This window comes from Streptomyces sp. NPDC097595 (assembly GCF_044761525.1).
Lineage (GTDB): Bacteria > Actinomycetota > Actinomycetes > Streptomycetales > Streptomycetaceae > Streptomyces > Streptomyces drozdowiczii_A.
Genome location: NZ_JBIWCN010000009.1, coordinates 116,338 through 139,660, shown reverse-complemented (window position 1 = coordinate 139,660; position 23,323 = coordinate 116,338). Strand labels below are relative to the sequence as shown.

The following is a 23,323-nucleotide window of genomic DNA, read 5'->3' as shown; positions in this document are numbered from 1 at the left end:
TAAATTAGTAATTAATCTTGACGGTGACTCACCCGTCCCGTCAGGCTGTACCAGCCGAACAAGGGCCCGGCCGTCAGGGGGCCGGGCCCCATTCCGCGGGCGCACAGGGAGTCCCATGAACACCACAGCAAACAGCCGCCGTGCCTTCCTCGCCGGCGCCGCTTCCCTCGGCGCCGCCGCGTTGACAAGCGGCTGCGTCGCCTCCTCGTCCAGCGGCGGGAAGGGGAGCTCGGGGGGTGCGGTCACCCTGCAGTCCAACCTCTCCGCACCGCAGGCGAAGTCGGCGATGAAGGAGGTCGTCGACGCCTTCAACAAGAAGGGCGGCGCCAGGGCCTCGCTCAACACCGTCGCCTCGGAGACCTTCCGCACCCAGCTGCCGACCTACCTCACCTCGGCCAACCCGCCGGACCTCTACACCTGGTACCCCGGATCGGTCGCGGAGTCGTACGCCCGCAAGGACCTGCTCCTCGACGTCAGCGACCTCTGGCAGGGGCCCGAACTGGCCGGCTACTCCGACGCGCAGAAGAAGCTCTGCACCGACTCGGCCGGGAAGAAGGTCTTCGTCCCGACCAGCTACTACTGGTGGGGGGTCTTCTACCGGAAGTCCCACTTCGCCAAGTGGGGCGTGAAGGAGCCCAAGACCTGGGACGAGTTCCTCGGCCTGTGCGACACGCTCAAGGGCAAGGGCGTCGCCCCCATCGGCCTCGGCGCCGGCGGCGGCACCCCCTGGGTCGCCTCCTCCTGGTTCGACTACCTCAACATCCGGATCAACGGCGCGGCGTACCACCGCGACCTGCTCGCCGGAAAGCACCGCTTCGACGACCCCGAGGTCCGCAAGGTCTTCGACCGGTGGAGCGAGGCACTGCCCTACTTCGACCCCAACGCGACCGCGCTGCCCTTCCAGGACGCGACGACCGCCCTGCTCCAGGGCCGCACCGGCATGATGCTCATCGGCACCTTCTTCGCCGACGCCACGCCCAAGGAGCAGCTCGACGACGTCGACTTCTTCCGCTTCCCGGTCATCGACCCCAAGGTCCCGCTCGCCGAAGAGGCCCCGACCGACGGCTACTTCGCCAGCGCCCGGACCGGCCGCAAGGACGAGACCAAGGAACTCCTGCGCTACCTCGCCACCGCCGAGGCCCAGGAGATCTACCTCCAGGGCTCCTCCGGCACCTCGCTGCCCACCCACCCGGACGCGAAGGACAGCGGGACCCCGCTGGTCGTCAAGGGCCGCAAGCTGATCGAGAGCGCCGCGGACATCACCCAGTTCTTCAACCGCGACTCCAGCGACGCCCTCTCGCCCACCGCCGACACCGCCCTCACCCACTTCCTGGCCAAGCCCAAGGACATCGGTTCGATCCTCACCACTTGGCAGCGGGACGCGCAGAAGATCTGGAGCCAGTGACATGGCGGTACTCACCGCACCCCGGAAGGAGACCCGGCAGCACACCGGGCACCGGCCCCCCGCCCGCAAGCGGGCCACCCGGGTCCCGCCCGTCGTCCTCGCCTTCGTCCTCGTACCGCTGCTCGCCGAGGGCTTCTGGGTGTTCTGGCCGGCGCTCCAGGGCTTCTACCTCGCCTTCACCAAGTGGGACGGGGTCTCCGCCCCGGAGTTCATCGGACTCGGCAACTTCCGTGAGATGGCCGGTGACGCCGTCTTCCGGACCGCCGCCCTGGACACCGTCCTGTGGCTGCTGCTCTTCGGCGGCCTCTCCGCCGCCCTCGGCCTCGGCGCGGCCCTGCTCCTTCAGCAGGAACGCCGCGGCGTCGGCTTCTACCGGGCCGCGCTCTTCCTGCCGGTGGTCTTCTCACTGGTGGCCACCGCGCTGGTCTGGCAAGCGATGTACCAGCCCGACGGACTGATCAACAAGACCCTCGAAGCGGTCGGGCTCTCCGGCCTCACCCACGCCTGGCTCGCCGACCAGAAAACCGCCCTGTACGCCGTGATCGTGCCCGCGCTGTGGCGCCAGATCGGCTACGTGATGGTGCTGTACCTCGCCGGCCTCAAGGGCATCGACCCGGTGCTCTACGAGGCCGCGAAGGTGGACGGCGCCACCCGCCTGCAGCAGTTCCGCCACATCACGCTCCCGCAGCTCAGCAGCGTCAACGCCGTCGTCCTGTCGGTGATCGTCATCGACTCGCTGCGCTCCTTCGACGTCGTGTGGGCGCTCACCCGCGGCGGCCCGTACCACTCGTCGGAACTGCTCAGCACCTACATGTACTCCACCGCCTTCCAGTCGCTGCGACTCGGCTACGGCTCCGCCCTCGCGGTCGTGATCTTCCTGCTCGCCTTCGGTGTGATCGCGTCCTACCTCGTCCGAGCCTTCCGGGAGGCCGACGCATGACCGCCACCCACCCGTCCACCCCGCGCACCGGTGCCGGACGGCGACGTATCTGGGGCACCGCCGGCTTCCACGCGGGTGCCGGACTGCTCGCGGTGCTCTGGCTGCTGCCCATCGCGCTGGTCCTCGTCACCAGCGTCCGGTCCTTCGACGACGTCGCCGCCCACGGAGTCGGCAGCCTGCCGCACTCCTTCACCCTGGACGGCTTCCGGCAGGCATGGGTGGACGGCGGCCAGCAGCGCGCCCTGATCAACAGCCTGCTGGTCACCGTCCCCTCGGTCCTGCTGTCGCTGCTGCTCGCCTCGACGGCCGCGTTCGCGCTCAGCCGTTACGACGTACCGCTGCGCCGCACCCTCCTGCTGCTGATGCTCGGCGGCAACCTGCTGCCCCCGCAGATCCTGCTGGTCCCGGTCTCCAAACTCAGCGAACTGCTGGGCCTGTACGACTCGCTGTACGCCCTCATCGGCGTCCAGGTCGGCTTCGGCATCGGCTTCTACGTCTTCGTACTGCACGGCTTCATGCGGTCCATCCCGCCGGAGATCCAGCAGGCCGCCGTCATCGACGGCGCCGGGCCCTGGCAGATCTACACGCGGATCATCCTGCCGCTCGCCAAGCCCGCCATGGCCGCGCTCAGCGCCCTGTCGTTCACCTGGATCTTCAACGACCTGCTCTGGGCCATCACCGTGCTGCGCACCGACACCAGGATGCCCATCACCGCGTCCCTCATCGGACTCCAGGGCCAGTACGTCTCCATGTGGAACGTCATCGCGGCGGGCTCCGTCATCGCCGCGGCCCCGACCGTCCTCGTCTTCCTCAAGTTCCAGCGCCACTTCGTGGCCGGCCTCAACCTGGGAGCAGTCAAGTGACCCCGCACGACCGGTGGACGCTGCGCACCGAGAACACCGCCTACGTAGTGCGCATCGCCGGCGAGGGGCGGTGGGCCGAGCTCGCCGCCTGGGGCCCGCACGGCGTCGAGACCGGCGAGTCGCCCTTCGCGCACCCGCACCGCACCCACTTCATCACCCCCGCCGACGCCGCCCCCGCCGAGTACCTGCCCTACGGGATGCGCCCCTTCACCGGCGCCGAACTCGTCGTCGGCCGCCCCGGCCGGGACCGCGGCACCTGGTGGGCCTTCGACTCCGCCACCGCCGAGGGCGACCGGGCCCTGCGGCTCGCCTTCACCGACGAGCTCCAGGGGCTGCGCGCGGTCCTCTGCTACGAGACCGTGCCCGGCACCGACGTGATCCTGCGCTGGACCGAGCTGAGCTGCACCGGTGACGAGGAACTGCGGCTGGAACGCATCGACTCCGCAGCCGTCACCGTCCCCGTCACCGACGCCGCCCGGCTCACCTACCTCACCGGACAGTGGTGCCAGGAGTTCACCCGTACGCAGCTCGAACTCACCCGGGGCCGCTTCGAGATGGCCTCCGCACAGGGCGTCGCCGGCCACGCCTACGCGCCCTGGCTCGCCGTCCAGGACGCCGCCGCCCCGGACGGCCACGACACCCCGACGTACGGCCTCGCGCTCGAATGGTCCGGCAACTGGCACCTGACCGCCGACGCCGAACCCGGCGGCGCGGTACGGATCGCGGCCGGGCGGGTGCCGCACGAGGGCGCCGTCCGGCTCGCCCCCGGGGACACCCTCGTCACCCCCCGGCTGGCCTGCGCGTTCAGCCCGGACGGCCTCGACGGACTGGCCCGGGTCTGGCACCGCTACGAACGACGGCTGAGCGGCGGCCGGATGGACCGGACCCGCAAGGTCCTCTACAACTCCTGGGAGGCGACCGGCTTCGACGTCGACGCCCCCGCGCAGCTCGAACTCGCCCGGATCGCCGCCGGCCTGGGCGCCGAACTGTTCGTCGTCGACGACGGCTGGTTCACCGGACGCCACGACGAGAAGGGCGGACTGGGCGACTGGCACCCCGACCCGGCGAACTTCCCCGAGGGCTTCGACCGCTTCATCGAGGAGATCCGCGCCACCGGAATGGACTTCGGCCTCTGGGTCGAACCCGAGGCGGTCAGCCCGGCGTCCGCGCTCTACGCCGAACACCCCGAGTGGGTCTACCGGATCGACGGCCGCCCCGCCACGCTGGTGCGCGAGCAACTGCTCCTCGACCTCGGCCGCGAGGACGTCCAGGACTTCGTCATCGCCACCTTCGACCGACTGCTCGGCGACCACGCCATCAGCTACCTCAAGTGGGACATGAACCGCCCGCCCACCGAACGCGGCCGCCCCGGAGCAGGCTCCACCGCACCGGACCTGGACGCCGAGCACGTCGCCGGATACCTGCGCGTCCTCGACCACCTGCGCGAGCACCACCCGCACGTCACCGTCGAGGGCTGCGCCGGCGGCGGCGGCCGCGTCGAACACGCCACCCTCGCCCGCACCGACGTCATGTGGCCCAGCGACAACACCGCCCCGCTGGACCGCCTCGCCATCCAGTTCGGCTATCTGCACGCACACGCCCCGCACACCATGAGCTCCTGGGTCACCGACGCACCCGGCGTCTTCGACGCCCGCCCCCGCTCCCTGGCCTTCCGCTTCGTCACCGCCATGTCCGGGGTCCTGGGCATCGGCGCCGACATCCGCACCTGGACCGCCGAGCAGCGCGCCGAGGCGGCCGTCTGGGTGAACCGGTACAAGGAGATCCGCGACCTCCTCCACCACGGCGAGGTCCGCCTCCTCGGCACGCCGGCCGACGCCACCTGCGGGATCCAGTACACGGAGGGCGACGGCACCCGGATCGCTGTCACCGCCTGGAACACCGGCCGCCTGGACGGGGCCCCGCTCGTCCCGGGCCGCCCCGCCCGGCTGCGCCTGCGCGGTCTGGACCCGGCCGCCCGGTACGCGGACCGGGAGACCGGGGCCGTCCACAGCGGCGCCCATCTGCTGCACTACGGACTGCCCTTCGCCTGGACCGCACGCCACGACGCCGAACTCACCATCCTGATCCGGCAGTAGACCGCCCGGCCGACGCACCGTCACTAGAGTCGCCGAGAAGACGCACGAAACCCGAGGAGCCGAACCGCCCCATGAACGTCACGCCCCGCTTCGCCGACAAGGTGGCCGTGGTCACCGGAGCCGCCTCGGGCATCGGCGCGGCCACCGCGGAACGCCTCGCCGCCGAAGGCGCCGCGGTGGTCCTCGCGGACATCGCACCGGACCTCGGCGAGCGCGTCGCCGCCGGCATCCGCGCCGAAGGGGGCCGGGCCCTCTTCGTACCCACGGACGTCTCGGACGAGGCCGACTGGCAGCGGGCCGTGGACGCCGCGCACACCTTCGGACCCGTCGGCGTCCTGGTGAGCAACGCCTACACGGTCGACGTCACCCCCGCCCACGCGATGACCGTCGCCTCCTGGGAACGGCAGCTCGCGGTGAACCTGACCGGCACCTTCCTCGGCTTCCGCGCGGTCCTGCCCGACCTGCGCGCCCAGCGGGGCGCCGCCGTGCTGACCTCCTCGGTCCACGCCCACAAGGGCATCCCCGGACACCCCGCCTACGCGGCGTCCAAGGGGGCGCTGCTCTCCCTGTGCGGACAGCTCGCGGTGGAGTACGGGCCCGAGGTACGGGTCAACGCCGTGCTGCCCGGACCCATCCTGACCGCGGCCTGGGACCGGGTGGGGGAGGAGGACCGCCGCCGGAGCATCGCCGAGACCGCCGCCGGCCGCTTCGGCACCCCCGGCGAGGCGGCGGCCGCCATCGCCTTCCTCGCCGCCGACGAAGCGTCCTACATCACCGGGTCGAGCCTGCTCGTCGACGGCGGCTGGTCCGTCGTCAAGTCCTCGGCCTGACCGGGCGCCCCGCCCTCCCTCGCACAGCACAGCAGAAAGGCACCTACATGACGCCATACGCGCGCCGCGGAGTGCACGGCCAGACCGTGGAGACTCTCGCGCGCCGGGTCCTGAGCGGCGAGATCCCCGAAGGGGCGACGCTCGACCTCGTGGCGCTCCAGGGCGAGCTCGACGTCAGCCTGACCGCCCTGCGCGAGTCCCTGAAGGTCCTCGCGGCCAAGGGGATCGTCGACGCACGCCAGAAGCGCGGCACCTTCGTCAGGGCCCGCGCGGACTGGAATCTGCTCGACGCGGACGTCCTGCGCTGGCAGTTCGCCGGAGGCACCGACACCGGCACCGACCTGGCACTGCTGCGCAACCTCGGCGAGGTCCGCGGCATCATCGAGCCGGCCGCCGTCCGGCTCGCCGCCGCACGCCGCACCGAGGAGGACCTGGTCACCCTGGAGGCCGCGCTCAACGCGATGGGCGAGCGGGAGGGCGGCGCGGCCCACGCGGTCGAGGCCGACCTCTCGTTCCACCGCGCACTCCTCGCCGCCACCCACAACGAACTGCTGGAGCGCATGGAGATGGTCATCGAGTCCGGCCTCGCCCACCGCGACGAGATCGTGCACAGCTCCCAGCACGGCGAGGACCCCGTGCCGAGCCACCGGGCCGTCCTGGACGCCGTGCGCGACCAGGACCCGGACGCCGCCGAACACGCCATGCGGGCCCTGCTCGACCAGGCCGTGCGCGACCTGGACCGGGTGCACGGCACCGGAGCGGCCGGCGACGAGGGGAGCGCGGACCGGTGAAGATCACGCGTATCGAGACCTTCCTCGTACCGCCGCGCTGGCTGTTCTGCCGGATCGAGACCGACGAGGGCGTCGTCGGCTGGGGCGAACCCGTGGTCGAGGGCCGTGCCGAAGTGGTCCGGGCCGCCGTCGACGTCCTCGCCGAATACCTGGTCGGACAGGACCCGCTGCGCGTCCAGGACCACTGGCAGGTCCTCAGCAAGGGCGGCTTCTACCGGGGCGGCCCGGTCCTCTCCAGCGCCGTCGCCGGAATCGACCAGGCCCTGTGGGACATCGCGGGGAAGACGTACGGCGCCCCCGTGCACGCCCTGCTCGGCGGCCCGGTGCGCGACCGGGTCCGGGTCTACGCCTGGGTCGGCGGCGACGAGCCCGCCCGGCTCACCGAGGAGATCACCGCCCAGGTCGAGGCGGGCTTCACGGCCGTCAAGATGAACGCGGCGGGCCGCACCTCCCCCCTGTCCACGCCCGCCGAGACCGCCGCCGTCGTCGAACGGGTCGCCGCCGCCCGCGAGGCGCTCGGACCCGGCCGCGACGTCGCGATCGACATGCACGGCCGGTTCGGACCGGCCGGGGCCCGCCGGGTCCTGCGGGCCATCGAGCCGCTGCACCCGCTCTTCGTGGAGGAACCCCTCCTGCCCGAGCAGGGCCACCTGCTGCCCGCCCTCGTCGACGCCACCTCCGTCCCCATCGCCACCGGCGAACGGCTCTACGGGCGCGCCGACTTCCTGCCCGCGCTGACGGCCGGGATCGCGGTCGCCCAGCCGGACCTCTCGCACGCCGGAGGCATCTCCGAGGTCCACCGCATCGGCTCGCTCGCCGAGACCTACGGCGTGCAACTCGCCCCGCACTGCCCGCTCGGCCCGATCGCGCTGGCCGCCAGCCTCCAGATCGCCTTCGCCACCCCGAACTTCCTCATCCAGGAACAGAGCCGGGGCATCCACTACAACAAGGACGCCGACCTGCTCAGCTACGTCGTGGACACGGAACCCTTCCGCTTCGAGGACGGGCACGCCCGGCGCGGCGTCCTGCCGGGGCTCGGCATCACCGTCGACGAGGACGCCGTCCGCGCGGCCGACCGCGCCGGACACGCCTGGCGCAACCCGGTGTGGCGGCACGACGACGGCTCCTTCGCCGAGTGGTGAGCGCCATGGACGCCCCGCGGATCGAGACGGACCCGGCCCACGGCGGCCGGTGGACCTCCCTGTACGCCGCCGGACGCGAGTGGCTCTGGCAGCGTCCCGAGCCGCGTCGCGCCGGGGTCCGTCCCGGCGACCCCTTCGCCGACGCCGGGGGCCTGGAGGAGTGCGTGCCGACCGTGCGCGGCACCCCCGACCACGGCGTCGCCTGGGCCCGGCCCTGGCGCCGGGAAGCCGACGGCACCGAGTCCGCCGACTGCCCCGACTTCCGGATCGACCGGCGGATACGGGCCGACGGGGGCCGGGCGGTGGCCGACTACCGGCTCACGGCCGAGCCCGGCTACCGTTTCCTCTGGGCTGCCCACGCCCTGCTCGACCTCGCACCGGGGGCCCGGATCGGCATCCCGGACGGCACCCCGGTCCGCCGCTATCCGGACGGCGGCGCGGGCTGGACCCCCTGCTCCTGGCCCGCCGGCCTCGACCGGCTCGGCCCGGACGACGGGACGGCCGTCGGCGCCGTCGTCGACACGCGGCAGGTGACCGTCCACGACGGGGCGGCCGTGCTGCGGTTCGCCGTCGAGGCCGAGGGCCAGCCGGTGTCCGTCGCCGTGTGGCGCAACCTCGGCGGCTTTCCCGCCCAGGACCCGTACCGCTCGGTCGGGGTCGAACCGATGCTCGGCCGGGTCTTCGGCCTGGAGGCCGCCGGCGAGGGCGACGCGGCCGTGGTCCCGGCCGGCGGCCAGGTCCGCTGGCGCCTGACCGTGACCGCGGACACCGCACCGGACGTACAGAACCGATAGGAAGGAACCCGCACCGTGGAGCTGCTGACCGAGCTGCGCACCCACCGGATCGTCGCCATCGTGCGCGGCGACGACGCGGACGCCGCGCTCAGGACCGTACTCACCCTGGCCGAAGAGGGGCTTGTGCTCATCGAGGTCTCCCTCAGCGGCAAGGACGCGCTCGGCGTCATCCGCCGGGCCCGCGCCGCGCTCGGACCGGCGGCGCCCCTCGGCGCCGGCACCGTCCTGACCGCCGAGGACGCGGCGGCGGTGCACGAGGCGGGGGCCGACTTCGTCGTCACCCCGGCCGTCTGCGAAGGCGTCACCGAGGCGAAGCGGCTCGGGCTGCCCGTGCTGGCCGGGGTGATGACCCCGAGCGACATCGTCGCCGCGCGGCGGCTCGGCGCCGACGCGTACAAGCTCTTCCCCGCCGCGCAGGCCGGCGGCCCCGGCTATCTGCGGGCGCTGCGGGGGCCGTTCCCCGACCTGCCGTTCGTACCGGTCGGGGGAGTGGACGCCGAGGCGGCCCGCGGCTACCTCGCCCTGGGCGCGACCGCCGTGGGCGTGGGCTCCCCGCTGATCGGCGACGCCGCCGACGGCGGCAGCACCGACGCGCTGCGCGCCCGTACCCGCACCTTCCTCGACGCCGTACGCCTCGCCGCGGACACCGGGCGATGACCGGCGGCGCACCGGCCGTGCGGTGGGCGGACCGGCTCGGGCTCGGCGAGGGCATCCGCGCGGTCGACGGCCGCGTCGTCCTCGTCGACATACTCGCCGGGCGGCTGCTGTCCGGCCCCGCCGACGCCACGGCCCCGCTCACCGAACTGGCCCGGCTCGACATCCCCCTGGGCGCGGTCGCCCCGGTCCACGGCCGCCCCGGCCACTGGATCGCGGCCGCCGGGACGGGCATCTGCCTGATCGCCCCGGACGGCCGCACCGAGTGGCTGGCCCGCCCCGAGGACGGGGCCGCCGCGGCGATGCGGATGAACGACGCCACCGCCGACCCGGGCGGCCGGTTCTGGGCGGGCAGCATGGCGTACGACGCGGTCGAGGGCGCGGGGTCGCTGTACCGGACCGGCCACGACGGCACGGTGACCCGGGTGCTGGACGGCCTCACGGTGCCCAACGGCCCGGCGTTCACGGCCGACGGCACCGTGATGTACCTCGCCGACAGCGCGAAGGGCGTCATCCGCCGCTATCCGGTGGACCCGGACAGCGGTCTGCCGGGAGCACCGGACACCTTCGCCTCGTTCGGTGCGGGCAGCCCGGACGGGATGACGGTCGACGACGAGGGTGCCCTGTGGACCGCGGTCTGGGGCACCGGCACCGTCCACCGCTACCGCTCCGACGGAACGCCCGACGGGCAGATCCGGCTCCCCGCGTCGCAGCCCGCCGGGCTCTGCCTCGACGGCGACACCCTGTACATCACCAGCGCTCGGCACGGACTGGCCGCGCCCGGGCCGCTGGACGGCGCGGTGTTCGCCGTGCGCGTCGAGGTGCCGGGCCCGCCGGCCGCCGCCTACCGGCAGGGGAGTGCCGCATGACCGCGATCGCCCGGCCCCCGGTCACCTGCATCGGCGAGACCATGGCCGCACTGGTCCCCGACCCGGTCGCCCCGCTGGAGGGGGCCGGCGCACTCGGCGTACGGATCGCCGGCGCGGAGTCGAACGTGGCGGTGTACCTCGCCGACCACGGCGTCCCCGCCCGCTGGGTCTCCGCGCTCGGGGACGACCCGTTCGGCCGCCGGATCCGTGCCGAGGTCGCCGCGTCCGGCGTCGACGTCAGCGGGGTGCGCACCGACCCGCACCGCCCGACCGGCCTCCTCGTCAAGGACCCCGGCACCGACGGCACCCGGGTGCACTACTACCGCCGAGGCTCCGCCGCCTCGGCCCTGACCCCGGGGCTGCTGGACGACGAGGCCGTGCGCACCGCCGGGCTCGTCCACCTCAGCGGGATCACCCCGGCCCTCTCCACGAGCTGCCACGACCTGGTCGCCGCGCTGCTGGAACCCCCGGCGGACGAACGGCCGTGTCCCGTCAGTTTCGACGTCAACCACCGGGCCGCCCTGTGGCCGCCGGACACGGCCGCGACGGTGCTGCTCGGCTTCGCGCGGCGGGCGGACATTACGTTCGTCGGCCTGGACGAGGCCCAGGCCCTGTGGGGCGGGCACCTGGGCGACGCGGCCGCCGTACGCGCCCTGCTGCCCGAGCCACGGGTCCTCGTCGTCAAGGACGGCGGCGTCGCCGCCACCGCGTTCGACGGCGACCGGGTCCACACGGTGCCCGCACCGCGCGTCGAGGTCGTCGAGCCGGTGGGCGCCGGTGACGCGTTCGCCGCCGGGTTCCTCGCCGGACTGCTGCGCGGTGAGGAACCCGTACGGGCGCTGCGGCTGGGCCACCTCACCGCGGGTGCCGCATTGCGGGTCACCGGCGACCACGGACCGCTGCCCGGCCCGGACCGGCTGAAGGCGCTGCTGGACGCGGACGCGGCGGAGTGGGCGCGGGGCGGGTGACCGCCGGGCGGCCGGGGGTCAGCCGGCCGCGGCGGGCTCCGCCTGCTCGGCCGCCGGTGCCGGCACCCCGGCGACGGCCACCGGCCGCTCCCGCAGCGACAGCATGACGCGTACGACCCCGATCCACACCAGGCACGAGCCGAACATGTGCACGCCGACCAGGACCTCCGGCGTGTCCGTGAAGTACTGCACATAGCCGATGACGCCCTGGCCCATCAGGATCAGGAACAGCTCGCGGGTCCGGTGCAGCGGGCCGATGGGCGCGTCCACGGCCTTCAGGACGAACCAGAGCGCGACGGTCAGCGCCACGACGACCCAGGCCAGGTCCGCGTGCAGTTGGGCGACCGTCTTCCAGTCGATCGGGATGCGGTGGACGTCGCTGGAGTCGCCCGCGTGCCGCCCGGCGCCCGTGACCACCGTGCCCACGGCGATCAGCAGGCCCGCCGCGACGGCCAGCAACCAGGCCAGCTGCGCGACCGCCTTGCCGACCAGCGGGCGCGGCGCCTCGTCGCCCTCACGGATCCGCTGCCAGGTCGTCAGGGCGACCGTGAGCAGCGCGGTGGACAGCAGGAAGTGCGCCGCGACGGTGTACGGGTTCAGCCCGACGAGCACCACGATGCCGCCGAGCACCGCGTTGCCCATCACGATCCAGAACTGGACCCAGCCCAGCCGGGTGACGCTGCGCCGCCAGGGCTTCGCGGAGCGGGCCGCGATGATCGCCCAGCCGACGGCCGCGCACAACACGTACGTGAGCATGCGGTTGCCGAACTCGATGGCGCCGTGGAAGCCCATCGCGCTCGTCGCCGTCAGGCTCTCGTCGGTGCACTTGGGCCAGGTCGGGCAGCCGAGGCCGGAGCCGGTCAGCCGGACGGCGCCGCCGGTCACGACGATGACGACGGCCATCACGATCGCGGTCATGGCCGCGCGGCGCACCGTCCGGGGCTCGGGCGTCCAGCGCTCGGCGATGTAGAGCAGCGGGTTGCGCAGGGCTTGAGCGACTTCGGCTCGGGTCAGCTTGGGCACGCGCACCATGGTAGGACGCCGCTTGTGCAAGCTTTCACGAGGGGGACGAGTTACGCGTAACGGCGACGGAGCGCGGTTGAGGGCTCACTCCCAGACGCCTCCGAGGGCTCACTCCCAGCGGAAGAAACGGGCCGCCGCGCCGAGCCCCAGCACCGTCCAGACCGCGAGGATGCCCAGGTCGCCCCACGGCATCCCGGCCCCGTGCTGGAGGACGTCCCGCAGCCCGTCCGAGAGGGCCGCGATCGGCAGGAGGCCCAGCACCGACTGCACCGCGTCCGGGAACTTCTCCATCGGCACGATGACCCCGCCGCCCACCAGGAGCAGCAGGAAGACCAGGTTGGCCGCGGCCAGCGTCGCCTCCGCCTTCAGCGTCCCGGCCATCAGCAGCCCGAGCCCGGAGAAGGCGGCGGTCCCCAGCACCAGGAGCAGCAGCACGGCGAGGGGGTTGCCGTGCGGCGACCAGCCCAGCGCGAAGGCGATCACCGTCAGCAGGACCACTTGAAGGACCTCGGTGACCAGTACGGACAGGGTCTTCGCGGTCATCAGCGCCCAGCGGGGCAGCGGCGACGCGCCGAGCCGCTTGAGCACCCCGTAGCGCCGCTCGAAACCGGTGGCGATGGCCTGGCCGGTGAAGGCGGTCGACATCACGGCCAGTGCCAGCACGCCGGGCGTCAGGAAGTCGACCGGCTCGCCCGCGCCGGTGTCCACGATGTCCACGGAGCTGAACAGCACGAGGAGCAGCGTGGGGATGACCACGGTCAGCAGCAGCTGCTCGCCGTTGCGCAGCAGCATCCGGGTCTCCAGCGCGGTCTGCGCGGCGATCATGCGCGGCAGCGGGGCGGCGCCCGGCCGGGGGGTGTACGTACCGGCGCTCATGCGCGCAGCTCCTTGCCGGTCAGTTCGAGGAAGACGTCCTCCAGGGTGTGGCGCTCGACGGAGATGCCGGAGGGCATCACGCCGTGCTGCGCGCACCAGGAGGTGACGGTGGCCAGCAGATGCGGGTCGATGTCGCCCGTGATGCGGTACGTGCCGGAGCTCAGCTCGTCCGCCTGCGTGCCGTCGGGCAGCGCCTTGAGCAGCGAGCCGAGGTCGAGCCCGGGGCGGCCGGTGAAGCGCAGGGTGTTCTCGGCGCCGCCCCGGCACAGCGCCTCGGGGGAGCCCTGGGCGACGATCCGGCCGGCGTCGATGACGGCGACCTCGTCGGCCAGCTCCTCCGCCTCGTCCATGAAATGGGTGGTGAGCACCACGCTCACGCCGTCGGCGCGCAGCTCCCGGACGAGGTCCCAGGTGGAGCGGCGGGCCTGCGGGTCGAGCCCGGCGGTGGGTTCGTCCAGGAAGACCAGCTCGGGCCGGCCGACGACCGCCATGGCGAGGGCGAGTCGCTGCTGCTGGCCGCCGGAGAGCCTGCGGTAGGTGGTGCGGCCGCAGGAGCCGAGGCCGAGGCGCTCGATCAGGGCGTCGACGTCGAGCGGGTGGGCGTGCAGCTTGGCCATGTGGCGGAGCATCTCGTCGGCGCGGGCGCCGGAGTAGATCCCGCCCGACTGGAGCATCACGCCGATCCGGGGGCGCAGCCGCGCGGCGTCGGCGACGGGGTCGAGGCCGAGGACCCGGACCGTTCCGCCGTCGGGGCGGCGGTAGCCCTCGCAGGTCTCGATGGTGGTGGTCTTGCCGGCGCCGTTGGGGCCGAGCACGGCCGTGACCGCGCCGGCCGGGATTTTCAGGTCGAGGCCGTCCACCGCGGTCTTGTCGCCGTACCGCTTCACCAGGCCGCTGATCCGGACGGCCGGGCGGGGCTCGCTGTTCATGGCAAACGAGTGTAGGCAGCGGCCCGGGAACGCCCCGCCCCGGGGCTTGATTAGGTAACCCTAAGTGATGGAAAGCACCGTTGATCGTTTCGGACCGTGGTTGTCACGGCCGGAGGAATTACGCAACAATGGCGTTGTGAAATACACGGGCGAGGCTCCTCAGGAGGAACTCGCGACCGGTGAGCGCTCGACGCGCAACCGCGTCGCGCGGTCCATCCTGGACCACGGCCCGTCCACCGTCGCGGAGCTGGCGAAGCGGCTGGGGCTCACCCAGGCCGCCGTCCGACGCCATCTCGACGCGCTCACCTGCGACGGCGTCGTGGAGGCCCGCGAGCAGCGGGTCTACGGAGCGCGGACCCGGGGCCGTCCGGCCAAGGTCTTCGCCCTCACCGACTGCGGCCGGGACGCCTTCGACCAGTCCTACGACACGCTCGCCGCGGACGCCCTGCGCTGGATCGCCGAGACCGCGGGCGACGAAGCGGTCATGGCGTTCGCCCGGGCCAGGACCGCCGAGCAGTCGGCGGCATACCGCGCGGCGATCGAGGCCGCGGACCCCGAAGCCCGTACGGAGGCGCTGGCCAAGGCGCTGTCCGCCGACGGGTACGCTGCTACGGCGCGCAGCGCGCCGGGCCCGCAGCAGGGTGAGCAGCTGTGCCAGCACCACTGCCCGGTCGCACACGTCGCCGAGCAGTACCCGCAGCTGTGCGAGGCGGAGACGGAGATCTTCTCCAGCCTCCTGGGGACCCATGTGCAGCGTCTGGCCACCATCGCCCACGGCGACGGGGTGTGCACGACGTACATTCCGCGCAGCGGACACCCCACCCCACAGACCACCGATTCAGCATCTGCAAGCACGGCCGGGAGGAACCCCGCATGACGCTCCCCACGGAGACTGCCCACCCTGAGCTCGATGGCCTGGGCACGTACGAATTCGGCTGGGCCGACTCCGACGCGGCAGGCGCGGCGGCCAAGCGCGGCCTCTCCGAGGCCGTCGTCCGCGACATCTCGGAGAAGAAGAACGAGCCCGAGTGGATGCTGAAGCTGCGGCTCAAGGGCCTCAAGCTCTTCGGCAAGAAGCCCATGCCGAACTGGGGCTCGGACCTGTCGGGCATCGACTTCGACAACATCAAGTACTTCGTCCGCTCGACGGAGAAGCAGGCGGCCTCCTGGGACGACCTGCCCGAGGACATCAAGAACACGTACGACAAGCTCGGCATCCCGGAGGCGGAGAAGCAGCGCCTCGTCGCCGGTGTCGCCGCGCAGTACGAGTCCGAGGTCGTCTACCACCAGATCCGTGAGGACCTGGAGGAGCAGGGCGTCATCTTCGTCGACACCGACACCGCGCTGAAGGAGCACGAGGAGCTCTTCAAGGAGTACTTCGGCACCGTCATCCCGGTCGGCGACAACAAGTTCGCGTCGCTGAACACGGCCGTGTGGTCCGGCGGCTCCTTCATCTACGTGCCCAAGGGTGTCCACGTGGACATCCCGCTCCAGGCCTACTTCCGTATCAACACGGAGAACATGGGCCAGTTCGAGCGCACGCTGATCATCGTGGACGAGGACGCCTACGTCCACTACGTCGAGGGCTGCACGGCCCCGATCTACTCCTCCGACTCGCTGCACTCCGCGGTCGTCGAGATCATCGTGAAGAAGGGCGGCCGCTGCCGCTACACGACGATCCAGAACTGGTCGAACAACGTCTACAACCTGGTCACCAAGCGCGCCGTGGCCTACGAGGGCGCGACCATGGAGTGGGTCGACGGCAACATCGGCTCCAAGGTCACCATGAAGTACCCGGCGGTCTACCTGATGGGCGAGCACGCCAAGGGCGAGACCCTGTCCATCGCCTTCGCGGGCGAGGGCCAGCACCAGGACGCCGGCGCCAAGATGGTCCACATGGCCCCGAACACCTCCTCCAACATCGTCTCCAAGTCGGTGGCGCGAGGCGGCGGCCGCACCTCCTACCGCGGTCTGATCGAGATCGGCGAGGGCGCGCCGGGCGCGAAGTCCAACGTGCTGTGCGACGCGCTGCTCGTGGACACGATCTCCCGCTCCGACACCTACCCGTACGTCGACGTCCGCGAGGACGACGTGTCGATGGGCCACGAGGCGACCGTCTCCAAGGTCTCCGAGGACCAGCTCTTCTACCTGATGAGCCGCGGCATGACCGAGTTCGAGGCCATGGCGATGATCGTGCGCGGCTTCGTCGAGCCGATCGCCAAGGAGCTCCCGATGGAGTACGCCCTGGAGCTCAACCGGCTGATCGAGCTGCAGATGGAGGGTTCGGTCGGCTAGTACGCCGCCGAACACGTCCTGAAGTCCTTGACTGAGAAAGCGAGCACTACAACAGCCATGGCTGAGGCTCAGAACATCCCCGCGGGGTCCACCACCGCCGGTTCCATCGCGGTGGCCGCGGAGTCGACCGTCGCCACGCGCATGAGCGCACCCCCGTCCTTCGACGTCGCGGACTTCCCCGTCCCGCACGGCCGCGAGGAGGAGTGGCGGTTCACCCCGCTGGAGCGGCTGCGCGGGCTGCACGACGGCACCGCCGTCGCCACCGGCAGCGGTGTGAAGGTCGCCGTCGAGGCCCCCGAGGGCGTCGTGGTCGAGACCGTCGGCCGCGACGACGCCCGGCTGGGCAGGGCCGGCAAGCCGGTCGACCGGGTGGCCGCGCAGGCGTACTCGTCCTTCGAGCAGGCCCACGTCGTCACGGTCCCCAAGGAGGCCGTGCTGACCGAGCCGATCCGGATCGCCGTGCACGGCGAGGGCGGTGTCGCCTACGGCCACCAGGTCGTGGAGCTGGGGGCCTTCGCCGAGGCCGTCGTCGTCATCGACCACACCGGTGACGCGGTGCTCGCCGCCAACGTGGACTACGTCCTGGGCGACGGCGCCAAGCTGACCGTCGTCTCCGTGCAGGACTGGGACGAGCGCGCGGTCCACGTCGGCCAGCACAACGCGCTGGTCGGCCGGGACGCCTCGTTCAAGTCCGTCGTCGTCACCTTCGGCGGCGACGTGGTCCGGCTGCACCCCCGGATCGCGTACGCGGGCACCGGCGGCGAGGCCGAGCTGTTCGGCCTGTACTTCACCGACAAGGGCCAGCACCAGGAGCACCGCCTCCTGGTCGACCACAACACTCCGCACTGCAAGTCCAACGTGGCCTACAAGGGCGCGCTCCAGGGCGACGAGGCGCACGCGGTGTGGATCGGCGACGTGCTCATCCAGGCCGCCGCCGAGGGCACCGACACCTACGAGATGAACCGCAACCTGGTCCTCACGGACGGCGCGCGGGTCGACTCCGTGCCGAACCTGGAGATCGAGACCGGCGAGATCGTCGGTGCCGGCCACGCCTCCGCGACCGGCCGCTTCGACGACGAGCAGCTGTTCTACCTCCAGTCCCGCGGCATCCCGGCCGAGGAGGCCCGCCGCCTCGTCGTGCGCGGCTTCTTCGCCGAGCTGGTCCAGCAGATCGGTCTGCCGGACGTGGAGGCCCGGCTGCTCGACAAGATCGAGGCCGAGCTGGAGGCGTCGGTCTGATGGCCTTCGTCAAAGCCTGTGCGCTGAGCGAGTTGGAGGACGACACCCCCAAGCGGGTGGAGCTCGACGGCACGCCGGTCTCCGTCGTCCGCACCGAGGGCGAGGTGTTCGCGATCAACGACATCTGCTCGCACGCGAACGTCTCGCTGTCCGAGGGCGAGGTCGAGGACTGTTCGATCGAGTGCTGGCTGCACGGATCGAGCTTCGACCTGCGCACCGGCAAGCCGTCCGGCCTTCCCGCGACGCGCCCCGTCCCCGTATACCCCGTCAAGATCGAAGGGGACGATGTGCTCGTCTCCGTCACCCAGGAGTCCTGAGTCACCCATGGCAACGCTTGAAATCCGCGACCTGCACGTTTCCGTCGAGGCCGACAACGCCACGAAGGAGATCCTCAAGGGCGTCGACCTGACCGTGAAGCAGGGCGAGACCCACGCCATCATGGGCCCCAACGGGTCCGGCAAGTCCACCCTCGCGTACTCCCTCGCAGGCCACCCCAAGTACACGATCACCAGCGGCACGGTGACCCTGGACGGCGAGGACGTCCTGGAGATGTCCGTGGACGAGCGGGCCCGCGCCGGCCTGTTCCTCGCCATGCAGTACCCGGTCGAGATCCCCGGTGTCTCGGTCTCCAACTTCCTGCGTACCTCCGCCACCGCCATCCGCGGCGAGGCCCCCAAGCTGCGTACCTGGGTGAAGGAGGTCAAGGAGACGATGTCCGGCCTCCAGATGGACCCGGCCTTCGCCGAGCGCAACGTCAACGAGGGCTTCTCCGGCGGTGAGAAGAAGCGCCACGAGATCCTTCAGCTGGAGCTCCTCAAGCCGAAGGTCGCCATCCTGGACGAGACCGACTCCGGTCTGGACGTCGACGCCCTGCGCATCGTCTCCGAGGGCGTCAACCGGGTCCGCGAGAGCGGCGAGGTCGGCACCCTGCTGATCACGCACTACACCCGGATCCTCCGGTACATCAAGCCCGACTTCGTGCACGTGTTCGCCAACGGCCGGATCGCCGAGTCCGGCGGCGCCGAGCTCGCCGACAAGCTGGAGAACGAGGGCTACGAGGCCTACGTGAAGGGTGGCGCTGCCGCGTGACATATCTGCCGGGCCTCCTCGACACCGAGGCGATCCGCAAGGACTTCCCCCTCCTGGACCGCACGGTCCACGACGGCAAGAAGATCGTGTACCTGGACAGCGCGGCGACCTCGCAGAAGCCGCGCCAGGTCCTCGACGCCCTCAACGAGTACTACGAGCGCCACAACGCCAATGTGCACCGGGGCGTGTACACGATCGCGGAGGAGGCCACGGCGCTGTACGAGGGCGCCCGTGACAAGGTCGCCGCCTTCATCAACGCGCCCAGCCGCAACGAGGTCATCTTCACGAAGAACGCCTCCGAGTCGCTGAACCTGGTGGCCAACATGCTCGGCTGGGCCGACGAGCCCTACCGGGTCGACCACGAGACCGAGATCGTCACCACGGAGATGGAGCACCACTCCAACATCGTTCCCTGGCAGCTGCTCTCGCAGCGCACGGGCGCGAAGCTGAAGTGGTTCGGCATCACCGACGACGGCCGGCTCGACCTGTCCAACATCGACGAGATCATCACCGAGAAGACGAAGATCGTCTCCTTCACGCTGGTCTCGAACATCATGGGCACGCACAACCCGGTCGAGCAGATCGTCCGCCGCGCCCAGGAGGTCGGTGCGCTCGTCTGCGTCGACGCCTCCCAGGCGGCCCCGCACATGGTGCTCGACGTGCAGGCGCTCCAGGCCGACTTCGTGGCCTTCACCGGTCACAAGATGGTCGGCCCGACCGGCATCGGCGTGCTCTGGGGACGGCAGGAGCTCCTGGAGGACCTGCCGCCGTTCCTGGGCGGCGGCGAGATGATCGAGACCGTGTCGATGCACTCCTCGACCTACGCCCCCGCGCCGCACAAGTTCGAGGCCGGTACGCCCCCGATCGCCCAGGCCGTCGGCCTCGGCGCGGCCGTGGACTACCTCTCCTCGATCGGCATGGAGAACATCCACCGCCATGAGCAGGCCATCACCGCATACGCGGTGAAGCGGCTCCTGGAGGTGCCGGACCTGCGGATCATCGGCCCGGCCACCGCGGAGGACCGCGGCGCGACGATCTCCTTCACGCTCGGCGACATCCATCCGCACGACGTGGGGCAGGTGCTGGACGAACAGGGCATCGCGGTCCGGGTCGGCCACCACTGCGCCCGCCCGGTCTGCCTGCGGTACGGAATTCCTGCGACGACGCGAGCGTCGTTCTATCTGTACTCCACGCCCGCCGAGGTCGACGCCCTGGTGGACGGCCTGGAACACGTCCGGAATTTTTTCGCCTAGACGCGGCTGGGGATTGAACTCGTGAAGCTGGATTCCATGTACCAGGAAGTGATCCTGGACCACTACAAGCACCCCCACGGGCGCGGTCTGCGGGACGGCGACGCCGAGGTGCACCACGTCAATCCGACGTGTGGTGACGAGATCACGCTGCGGGTGCGGTACGACGGCGAGACCATCGCCGACGTGAGTTACGAGGGCCAGGGCTGCTCCATCAGCCAGGCCAGCGCCTCCGTGCTGAACGAGCTGCTGGTCGGCAAGGAGCTGGGAGAGGCGCAGAAGATCCAGGCCGCGTTCCTGGAACTGATGCAGTCGAAGGGGCAGCTGGAGCCCGACGACGCGATGGAAGAGGTGCTGGAGGACGCGGTCGCGTTCGCCGGTGTCTCCAAGTACCCGGCCCGGGTGAAATGCGCGCTGCTGAGCTGGATGGCGTGGAAGGACGCGACGGCGCAGGCGCTGTCCGAAGGGAAGACCGCATGAGCGACAACGAGACCGTGACGACCAAGCCGGCCTCCGAGGAGGAGGTCCGCGAAGCGCTGTACGACGTGGTCGACCCCGAGCTGGGCATCGACGTCGTCAACCTGGGGCTGATCTACGGCATCCACATCGACGACGCCAACATCGCCACCCTCGACATGACCCTGACGTCCGCGGCCTGTCCACTGACCGATGTCATCGAGGACCAGGCGAAGTCCGCGACGGACGGCATCGTCAACGAGCTCCGGATCAACTGGGTCTGGATGCCGCCGTGGGGCCCCGACAAGATCACGGACGACGGCCGCGAGCAGCTGCGCGCGCTGGGCTTCAACGTCTGAGTCCGCGTACCACCCGAAACGGCCCCGGCTTCCCGCCGGGGCCGTTTCGGCGTTGTGGACGCACGGGCCGCCGGGCAGACTGTCGCCCATGGCCCTTCGCTTCTATCAGCTCGCCGTCGACGCCCACGATCTGCCTGCCCAGGCGCGCTTCTGGTGTGCCGCCCTGGACTGGCGGGTGCTCTACGAGGACGAGGACGAGATCGTCATCGGGGCCGACGAGACCGCGCTGCCCGGTATCTGCTTCCTGCCCGTGCCCGAGGACAAGGCGGTCAAGAACCGGCTGCACATCGACCTCTCGCCGGACGACCAGGCCGCCGAGGTCGAGCGGCTGACCGGGCTCGGCGCCCGGCGCATCGAGGTCGGCCAGCCGTCGGACGTGACGTGGGTGGTGCTGGCCGACCCCGAGGGCAACGAGTTCTGCGTACTGCGCCCGAAGAAGACGCTGACCGACTAGGGCGCGTACGGCGGTGGTACGGAGGCGGCCTCGGCGAGGACCGGGGCCAGGTTCTCGGTGCGGATGCGCCGGTCCACGTACAGCAGTCCCGTGATCAGCGGCGGGAACACGGCGACGACCAGCTGGCCCACGAGCTGGCCGAGCACCGCGAGGACCACGTAGCCGCCCAGGGCGGTGATGATCGCGGCCGGGTGCGTGTTCTCGTCCACGGCGGTGGAGCCCAGTGCGCCGGTGAACATGCCGAGGAAGTTGAACGGCAGCTGGATGATGTAGCTCACCGCGGAGGCGATGATGCCCGAGAGGAGCATCATGCCGAAGATCCGCCACCAGTCGCCGCGCACCAGCAGGGCCGAGCGGCGGAGCGAGGCCACGGGGCCCTGGTTCTCGAAGACGGCCGTCGCGGGGGCGAGCGAGAACCGCACCCAGATCCAGAGGACCAGCGGGACGAAGGCGAGGAAGCAGACCGCGCCCACGACGATCAGCGTCACCGCGCTCCCGCCGCCGTCCGTGGCGACCGCGGCGATGATGCCCGCGGTGAGCGCGCCCACCGCCAGCACCATCGGCACCATGGTGATCAGCCCGGTCAGCAGAAGCGTGCCGATCACCGCGGGCGTCCGCGCCCAGGCCCGCCGCCAGACCGCGGAGAACGTCGTCGGCCGGCCCAGCACCGCGTCCTGGAGGACCGCCGGCACCGCCGCGTAGACCACGGCCGAGGCGACCACCATCGCGAGCATGCCGAGCAGCACGACCACGCCGAACGCGACGACCACCGGGACCACGTCCCCCGAGGCGGCGCTCTCGCCCTCGTCCAGGTCGAACAGCCGGTCCAGATGGTCCGAGACCGCCCCGTAGGCGACGGCGACCGCCGCGCCCAGCACGACCAGCGCCCCGCCGTACAGCGTCGCGCCCACCGCGAGGAGCTGTTTCCAGTAGCGGCCCAGCGTCGAGAAGGCGCCGTTGAATATGTCCCCGAGCTTCAACGGCCCCAGGGGTATGACCCCCGGCTTCGGCGGCGCCCAGCCACCGCCACCCCAGCCGCCCCACCCTGCGTCCTGCGCCACCGCTGCTCCCGCCCGTCTGTTCGATCACGTACTGAACGGACCACGGTAGCGGCAAGGCGTTGCGTACACTTGTACACATGGGATACGGACTGCTCGCCGCGGCCATCGCGGCGGAGGTGGCGGGGACGACCGCCATGAAATACAGCGAGGGATTCACCCGGCTCTGGCCCTCCCTGATCACCGTCGCCGGCTATCTGCTGGCCTTCTCCCTGCTGGCGCAGACCCTCAAGACCCTGTCCGTCGGCACCGCCTACGCGATCTGGGCGGGCGTCGGCACCGCGGCCGTGGCGCTCATCGGGATGTTCTTTCTCGGGGAGTCCGCGAGTCCGCTCAAGGCGCTCGGCGTCCTGCTGGTCATCGCCGGTGTGGTGGTGCTCAACCTGGGCGGGGCGCACTGATGGCACGGCGGTACGACCCCGAGCGGCGCGACCGGATCATCGACGCGGCGATCCGGGTGGTCGGCGAACGGGGGATCGCCGGGCTGAGCCACCGCTCCGTCGCCGCCGAGGCCGATGTGCCGCTGGGCTCGACCACGTACCACTTCGCCTCGCTCGACGAACTGCTGATCGCCGCCCTGCGCCGGACCAACGAGAACTTCGCCGCCGTCCTGCGCGCGAGCCCCGCCCTCGCCGACCCGGGGGCCGAACTCGCCGCCGAACTCGCCCGGCTGCTCGGGGAGTTCTTCGCGGGCGGGCGCGGCCGGGCCGAGCTGGAGTACGAGCTGTATCTCGCCGCCGTGCGCAGGCCCGCGCTGCGCCCGGTCGCCGCCGAGTGGACCGACGGCGTGACCGCCCTGCTCCGCCCGCGCACCGACCCGGCCACCGCGCGCGCCCTGGTCGCCCTGATGGACGGCATCTGCATCCAGGTGCTGCTCACGGGCGGCGCGTACGACGAGGCGTACGCCCGCGAGATGCTGGGCCGGGTCGCGGGCTGAAGACCC

At 71.7% G+C, this 23,323-nt stretch carries 26 protein-coding genes; 22 read left to right on the top strand and 4 right to left on the bottom strand.

The window, feature by feature from the left end:
- Window positions 1-115: 115 nt before the first annotated feature.
- The 11 genes from ACIQZN_RS16300 (at window position 116) to ACIQZN_RS16250 (ending at window position 11,352) form a co-directional block, all read left to right on the top strand.
- Window positions 116-1,405: an ABC transporter substrate-binding protein gene (locus tag ACIQZN_RS16300; RefSeq protein ID WP_403993382.1), complete on the top strand. Its 1,290-nt coding sequence runs from the start codon at window positions 116-118 to the stop codon at window positions 1,403-1,405.
- Window position 1,406: 1 nt separating this feature from the next.
- The gene (locus tag ACIQZN_RS16295) at window positions 1,407-2,345 is read left to right on the top strand and encodes a carbohydrate ABC transporter permease (RefSeq protein ID WP_403993379.1); all 939 of its coding nucleotides are present in this window, start codon (window positions 1,407-1,409) and stop codon (window positions 2,343-2,345) included.
- Window positions 2,342-3,208, top strand: a complete 867-nt coding sequence (locus ACIQZN_RS16290) for a carbohydrate ABC transporter permease (protein WP_403993376.1) — start codon at window positions 2,342-2,344, stop codon at window positions 3,206-3,208. The genes ACIQZN_RS16295 and ACIQZN_RS16290 overlap by 4 nt, the downstream gene beginning before the upstream one ends.
- A complete protein-coding gene (locus tag ACIQZN_RS16285; RefSeq protein ID WP_403993373.1) occupies window positions 3,205-5,304 on the top strand; it encodes an alpha-galactosidase in 2,100 nt (699 codons plus the stop codon). Before ACIQZN_RS16290 ends, ACIQZN_RS16285 begins: the two co-directional genes overlap by 4 nt.
- Before the next feature lie 71 nt (window positions 5,305-5,375).
- Complete coding sequence (locus ACIQZN_RS16280) at window positions 5,376-6,134, top strand: SDR family NAD(P)-dependent oxidoreductase (RefSeq protein ID WP_403993370.1); 759 nt, start codon at window positions 5,376-5,378, stop codon at window positions 6,132-6,134.
- A 47-nt stretch (window positions 6,135-6,181) separates the two neighbouring features.
- Entirely contained in the window at window positions 6,182-6,925 is a 744-nt protein-coding gene (locus ACIQZN_RS16275) for a FadR/GntR family transcriptional regulator (RefSeq protein WP_403993367.1), read from the top strand.
- Entirely contained in the window at window positions 6,922-8,067 is a 1,146-nt protein-coding gene (gene dgoD, locus ACIQZN_RS16270) for a galactonate dehydratase (protein ID WP_403993364.1), read from the top strand. The genes ACIQZN_RS16275 and dgoD overlap by 4 nt, the downstream gene beginning before the upstream one ends.
- A gap of 5 nt (window positions 8,068-8,072) precedes the next feature.
- Window positions 8,073-8,861: a hypothetical protein gene (locus ACIQZN_RS16265; RefSeq protein WP_403993361.1), complete on the top strand. Its 789-nt coding sequence runs from the start codon at window positions 8,073-8,075 to the stop codon at window positions 8,859-8,861.
- Between the two features lie 15 nt (window positions 8,862-8,876).
- Window positions 8,877-9,518, top strand: coding sequence for a bifunctional 4-hydroxy-2-oxoglutarate aldolase/2-dehydro-3-deoxy-phosphogluconate aldolase (locus ACIQZN_RS16260; protein ID WP_403993358.1), 642 nt, complete (start codon window positions 8,877-8,879; stop codon window positions 9,516-9,518).
- The gene (locus tag ACIQZN_RS16255; protein ID WP_403993355.1) at window positions 9,515-10,384 is read left to right on the top strand and encodes an SMP-30/gluconolactonase/LRE family protein; all 870 of its coding nucleotides are present in this window, start codon (window positions 9,515-9,517) and stop codon (window positions 10,382-10,384) included. Before ACIQZN_RS16260 ends, ACIQZN_RS16255 begins: the two co-directional genes overlap by 4 nt.
- Complete coding sequence (locus tag ACIQZN_RS16250; RefSeq protein ID WP_403993352.1) at window positions 10,381-11,352, top strand: sugar kinase; 972 nt, start codon at window positions 10,381-10,383, stop codon at window positions 11,350-11,352. The genes ACIQZN_RS16255 and ACIQZN_RS16250 overlap by 4 nt, the downstream gene beginning before the upstream one ends.
- An 18-nt stretch (window positions 11,353-11,370) precedes the next feature.
- On the opposite strand, the gene ACIQZN_RS16245 is transcribed toward ACIQZN_RS16250, so the two are convergent.
- From ACIQZN_RS16245 to ACIQZN_RS16235, 3 genes are all read right to left on the bottom strand, one after another.
- On the bottom strand, window positions 11,371-12,384 hold the full coding sequence (locus tag ACIQZN_RS16245; protein ID WP_403993349.1) for a heme A synthase: 1,014 nt from the start codon (window positions 12,382-12,384) through the stop codon (window positions 11,371-11,373).
- A 99-nt stretch (window positions 12,385-12,483) separates the two neighbouring features.
- Complete coding sequence (locus ACIQZN_RS16240) at window positions 12,484-13,251, bottom strand: ABC transporter permease (RefSeq protein ID WP_403993346.1); 768 nt, start codon at window positions 13,249-13,251, stop codon at window positions 12,484-12,486.
- Window positions 13,248-14,180 carry an ABC transporter ATP-binding protein gene (locus tag ACIQZN_RS16235; RefSeq protein ID WP_403993343.1) on the bottom strand — a complete coding sequence of 311 codons (933 nt, stop codon included), beginning with the start codon at window positions 14,178-14,180 and terminating at the stop codon, window positions 13,248-13,250. The genes ACIQZN_RS16240 and ACIQZN_RS16235 overlap by 4 nt, the downstream gene beginning before the upstream one ends.
- 136 nt (window positions 14,181-14,316) lie before the next feature.
- Here ACIQZN_RS16235 and ACIQZN_RS16230 point away from each other — a divergent pair, with 136 nt between their 5' ends.
- The 9 genes from ACIQZN_RS16230 to ACIQZN_RS16190 all read left to right on the top strand — a co-directional run bounded on the left by ACIQZN_RS16230 (window position 14,317) and on the right by ACIQZN_RS16190 (window position 21,322).
- Window positions 14,317-15,057 (top strand): helix-turn-helix transcriptional regulator, encoded by a 741-nt coding sequence (locus ACIQZN_RS16230; RefSeq protein WP_403993340.1) that lies wholly within the window; start codon window positions 14,317-14,319, stop codon window positions 15,055-15,057.
- On the top strand, window positions 15,054-16,475 hold the full coding sequence (gene sufB / locus ACIQZN_RS16225; protein ID WP_093709363.1) for a Fe-S cluster assembly protein SufB: 1,422 nt from the start codon (window positions 15,054-15,056) through the stop codon (window positions 16,473-16,475). Before ACIQZN_RS16230 ends, sufB begins: the two co-directional genes overlap by 4 nt.
- Before the next feature lie 57 nt (window positions 16,476-16,532).
- Window positions 16,533-17,714 carry a Fe-S cluster assembly protein SufD gene (gene sufD, locus ACIQZN_RS16220; RefSeq protein WP_403993337.1) on the top strand — a complete coding sequence of 394 codons (1,182 nt, stop codon included), beginning with the start codon at window positions 16,533-16,535 and terminating at the stop codon, window positions 17,712-17,714.
- Window positions 17,714-18,031: a bifunctional 3-phenylpropionate/cinnamic acid dioxygenase ferredoxin subunit gene (locus ACIQZN_RS16215; RefSeq protein ID WP_018555702.1), complete on the top strand. Its 318-nt coding sequence runs from the start codon at window positions 17,714-17,716 to the stop codon at window positions 18,029-18,031. The genes sufD and ACIQZN_RS16215 overlap by 1 nt, the downstream gene beginning before the upstream one ends.
- Before the next feature lie 7 nt (window positions 18,032-18,038).
- Window positions 18,039-18,803 (top strand): Fe-S cluster assembly ATPase SufC, encoded by a 765-nt coding sequence (sufC, locus tag ACIQZN_RS16210; RefSeq protein ID WP_403993334.1) that lies wholly within the window; start codon window positions 18,039-18,041, stop codon window positions 18,801-18,803.
- Window positions 18,800-20,056 (top strand): cysteine desulfurase, encoded by a 1,257-nt coding sequence (locus tag ACIQZN_RS16205; RefSeq protein WP_403993331.1) that lies wholly within the window; start codon window positions 18,800-18,802, stop codon window positions 20,054-20,056. The genes sufC and ACIQZN_RS16205 overlap by 4 nt, the downstream gene beginning before the upstream one ends.
- Before the next feature lie 21 nt (window positions 20,057-20,077).
- Window positions 20,078-20,533 (top strand): Fe-S cluster assembly sulfur transfer protein SufU, encoded by a 456-nt coding sequence (gene sufU / locus ACIQZN_RS16200; RefSeq protein WP_073968341.1) that lies wholly within the window; start codon window positions 20,078-20,080, stop codon window positions 20,531-20,533.
- On the top strand, window positions 20,530-20,868 hold the full coding sequence (locus tag ACIQZN_RS16195) for a metal-sulfur cluster assembly factor (RefSeq protein WP_018104628.1): 339 nt from the start codon (window positions 20,530-20,532) through the stop codon (window positions 20,866-20,868). Before sufU ends, ACIQZN_RS16195 begins: the two co-directional genes overlap by 4 nt.
- A gap of 88 nt (window positions 20,869-20,956) precedes the next feature.
- Complete coding sequence (locus tag ACIQZN_RS16190; RefSeq protein WP_391261357.1) at window positions 20,957-21,322, top strand: VOC family protein; 366 nt, start codon at window positions 20,957-20,959, stop codon at window positions 21,320-21,322.
- Here the strand turns inward: ACIQZN_RS16190 and ACIQZN_RS16185 are convergent.
- Entirely contained in the window at window positions 21,319-22,383 is a 1,065-nt protein-coding gene (locus tag ACIQZN_RS16185) for a hypothetical protein (RefSeq protein WP_403993326.1), read from the bottom strand. The genes ACIQZN_RS16190 and ACIQZN_RS16185 overlap by 4 nt on opposite strands.
- Before the next feature lie 77 nt (window positions 22,384-22,460).
- Between ACIQZN_RS16185 and ACIQZN_RS16180 the strand changes: the two genes are divergently transcribed.
- Together ACIQZN_RS16180 and ACIQZN_RS16175 are read left to right on the top strand one after the other, a co-directional pair.
- Entirely contained in the window at window positions 22,461-22,781 is a 321-nt protein-coding gene (locus tag ACIQZN_RS16180) for a multidrug efflux SMR transporter (protein WP_073968343.1), read from the top strand.
- Entirely contained in the window at window positions 22,781-23,317 is a 537-nt protein-coding gene (locus ACIQZN_RS16175) for a TetR/AcrR family transcriptional regulator (protein WP_403993323.1), read from the top strand. Before ACIQZN_RS16180 ends, ACIQZN_RS16175 begins: the two co-directional genes overlap by 1 nt.
- Window positions 23,318-23,323: the final 6 nt, after the last annotated feature.

What these genes read in the sequence shown, in the direction of transcription:
- ACIQZN_RS16240 (WP_403993346.1), bottom strand. Translation starts at nt 13,251, where the DNA reads ATGAGCGCCGGTACGTACACCCCCCGGCCGGGCGCCGCCCCGCTGCCG.
- ACIQZN_RS16190 (WP_391261357.1), top strand. Translation starts at nt 20,957, where the DNA reads ATGGCCCTTCGCTTCTATCAGCTCGCCGTCGACGCCCACGATCTGCCT.
- ACIQZN_RS16275 (WP_403993367.1), top strand. Translation starts at nt 6,182, where the DNA reads ATGACGCCATACGCGCGCCGCGGAGTGCACGGCCAGACCGTGGAGACT.
- ACIQZN_RS16295 (WP_403993379.1), top strand. Translation starts at nt 1,407, where the DNA reads ATGGCGGTACTCACCGCACCCCGGAAGGAGACCCGGCAGCACACCGGG.
- sufC (WP_403993334.1), top strand. Translation starts at nt 18,039, where the DNA reads ATGGCAACGCTTGAAATCCGCGACCTGCACGTTTCCGTCGAGGCCGAC.
- ACIQZN_RS16235 (WP_403993343.1), bottom strand. Translation starts at nt 14,180, where the DNA reads ATGAACAGCGAGCCCCGCCCGGCCGTCCGGATCAGCGGCCTGGTGAAG.
- ACIQZN_RS16300 (WP_403993382.1), top strand. Translation starts at nt 116, where the DNA reads ATGAACACCACAGCAAACAGCCGCCGTGCCTTCCTCGCCGGCGCCGCT.
- ACIQZN_RS16215 (WP_018555702.1), top strand. Translation starts at nt 17,714, where the DNA reads ATGGCCTTCGTCAAAGCCTGTGCGCTGAGCGAGTTGGAGGACGACACC.
- sufB (WP_093709363.1), top strand. Translation starts at nt 15,054, where the DNA reads ATGACGCTCCCCACGGAGACTGCCCACCCTGAGCTCGATGGCCTGGGC.
- ACIQZN_RS16195 (WP_018104628.1), top strand. Translation starts at nt 20,530, where the DNA reads ATGAGCGACAACGAGACCGTGACGACCAAGCCGGCCTCCGAGGAGGAG.
- sufD (WP_403993337.1), top strand. Translation starts at nt 16,533, where the DNA reads ATGGCTGAGGCTCAGAACATCCCCGCGGGGTCCACCACCGCCGGTTCC.
- ACIQZN_RS16290 (WP_403993376.1), top strand. Translation starts at nt 2,342, where the DNA reads ATGACCGCCACCCACCCGTCCACCCCGCGCACCGGTGCCGGACGGCGA.
- ACIQZN_RS16250 (WP_403993352.1), top strand. Translation starts at nt 10,381, where the DNA reads ATGACCGCGATCGCCCGGCCCCCGGTCACCTGCATCGGCGAGACCATG.
- ACIQZN_RS16175 (WP_403993323.1), top strand. Translation starts at nt 22,781, where the DNA reads ATGGCACGGCGGTACGACCCCGAGCGGCGCGACCGGATCATCGACGCG.
- ACIQZN_RS16265 (WP_403993361.1), top strand. Translation starts at nt 8,073, where the DNA reads ATGGACGCCCCGCGGATCGAGACGGACCCGGCCCACGGCGGCCGGTGG.
- ACIQZN_RS16245 (WP_403993349.1), bottom strand. Translation starts at nt 12,384, where the DNA reads ATGGTGCGCGTGCCCAAGCTGACCCGAGCCGAAGTCGCTCAAGCCCTG.
- ACIQZN_RS16180 (WP_073968343.1), top strand. Translation starts at nt 22,461, where the DNA reads ATGGGATACGGACTGCTCGCCGCGGCCATCGCGGCGGAGGTGGCGGGG.
- ACIQZN_RS16255 (WP_403993355.1), top strand. Translation starts at nt 9,515, where the DNA reads ATGACCGGCGGCGCACCGGCCGTGCGGTGGGCGGACCGGCTCGGGCTC.
- ACIQZN_RS16280 (WP_403993370.1), top strand. Translation starts at nt 5,376, where the DNA reads ATGAACGTCACGCCCCGCTTCGCCGACAAGGTGGCCGTGGTCACCGGA.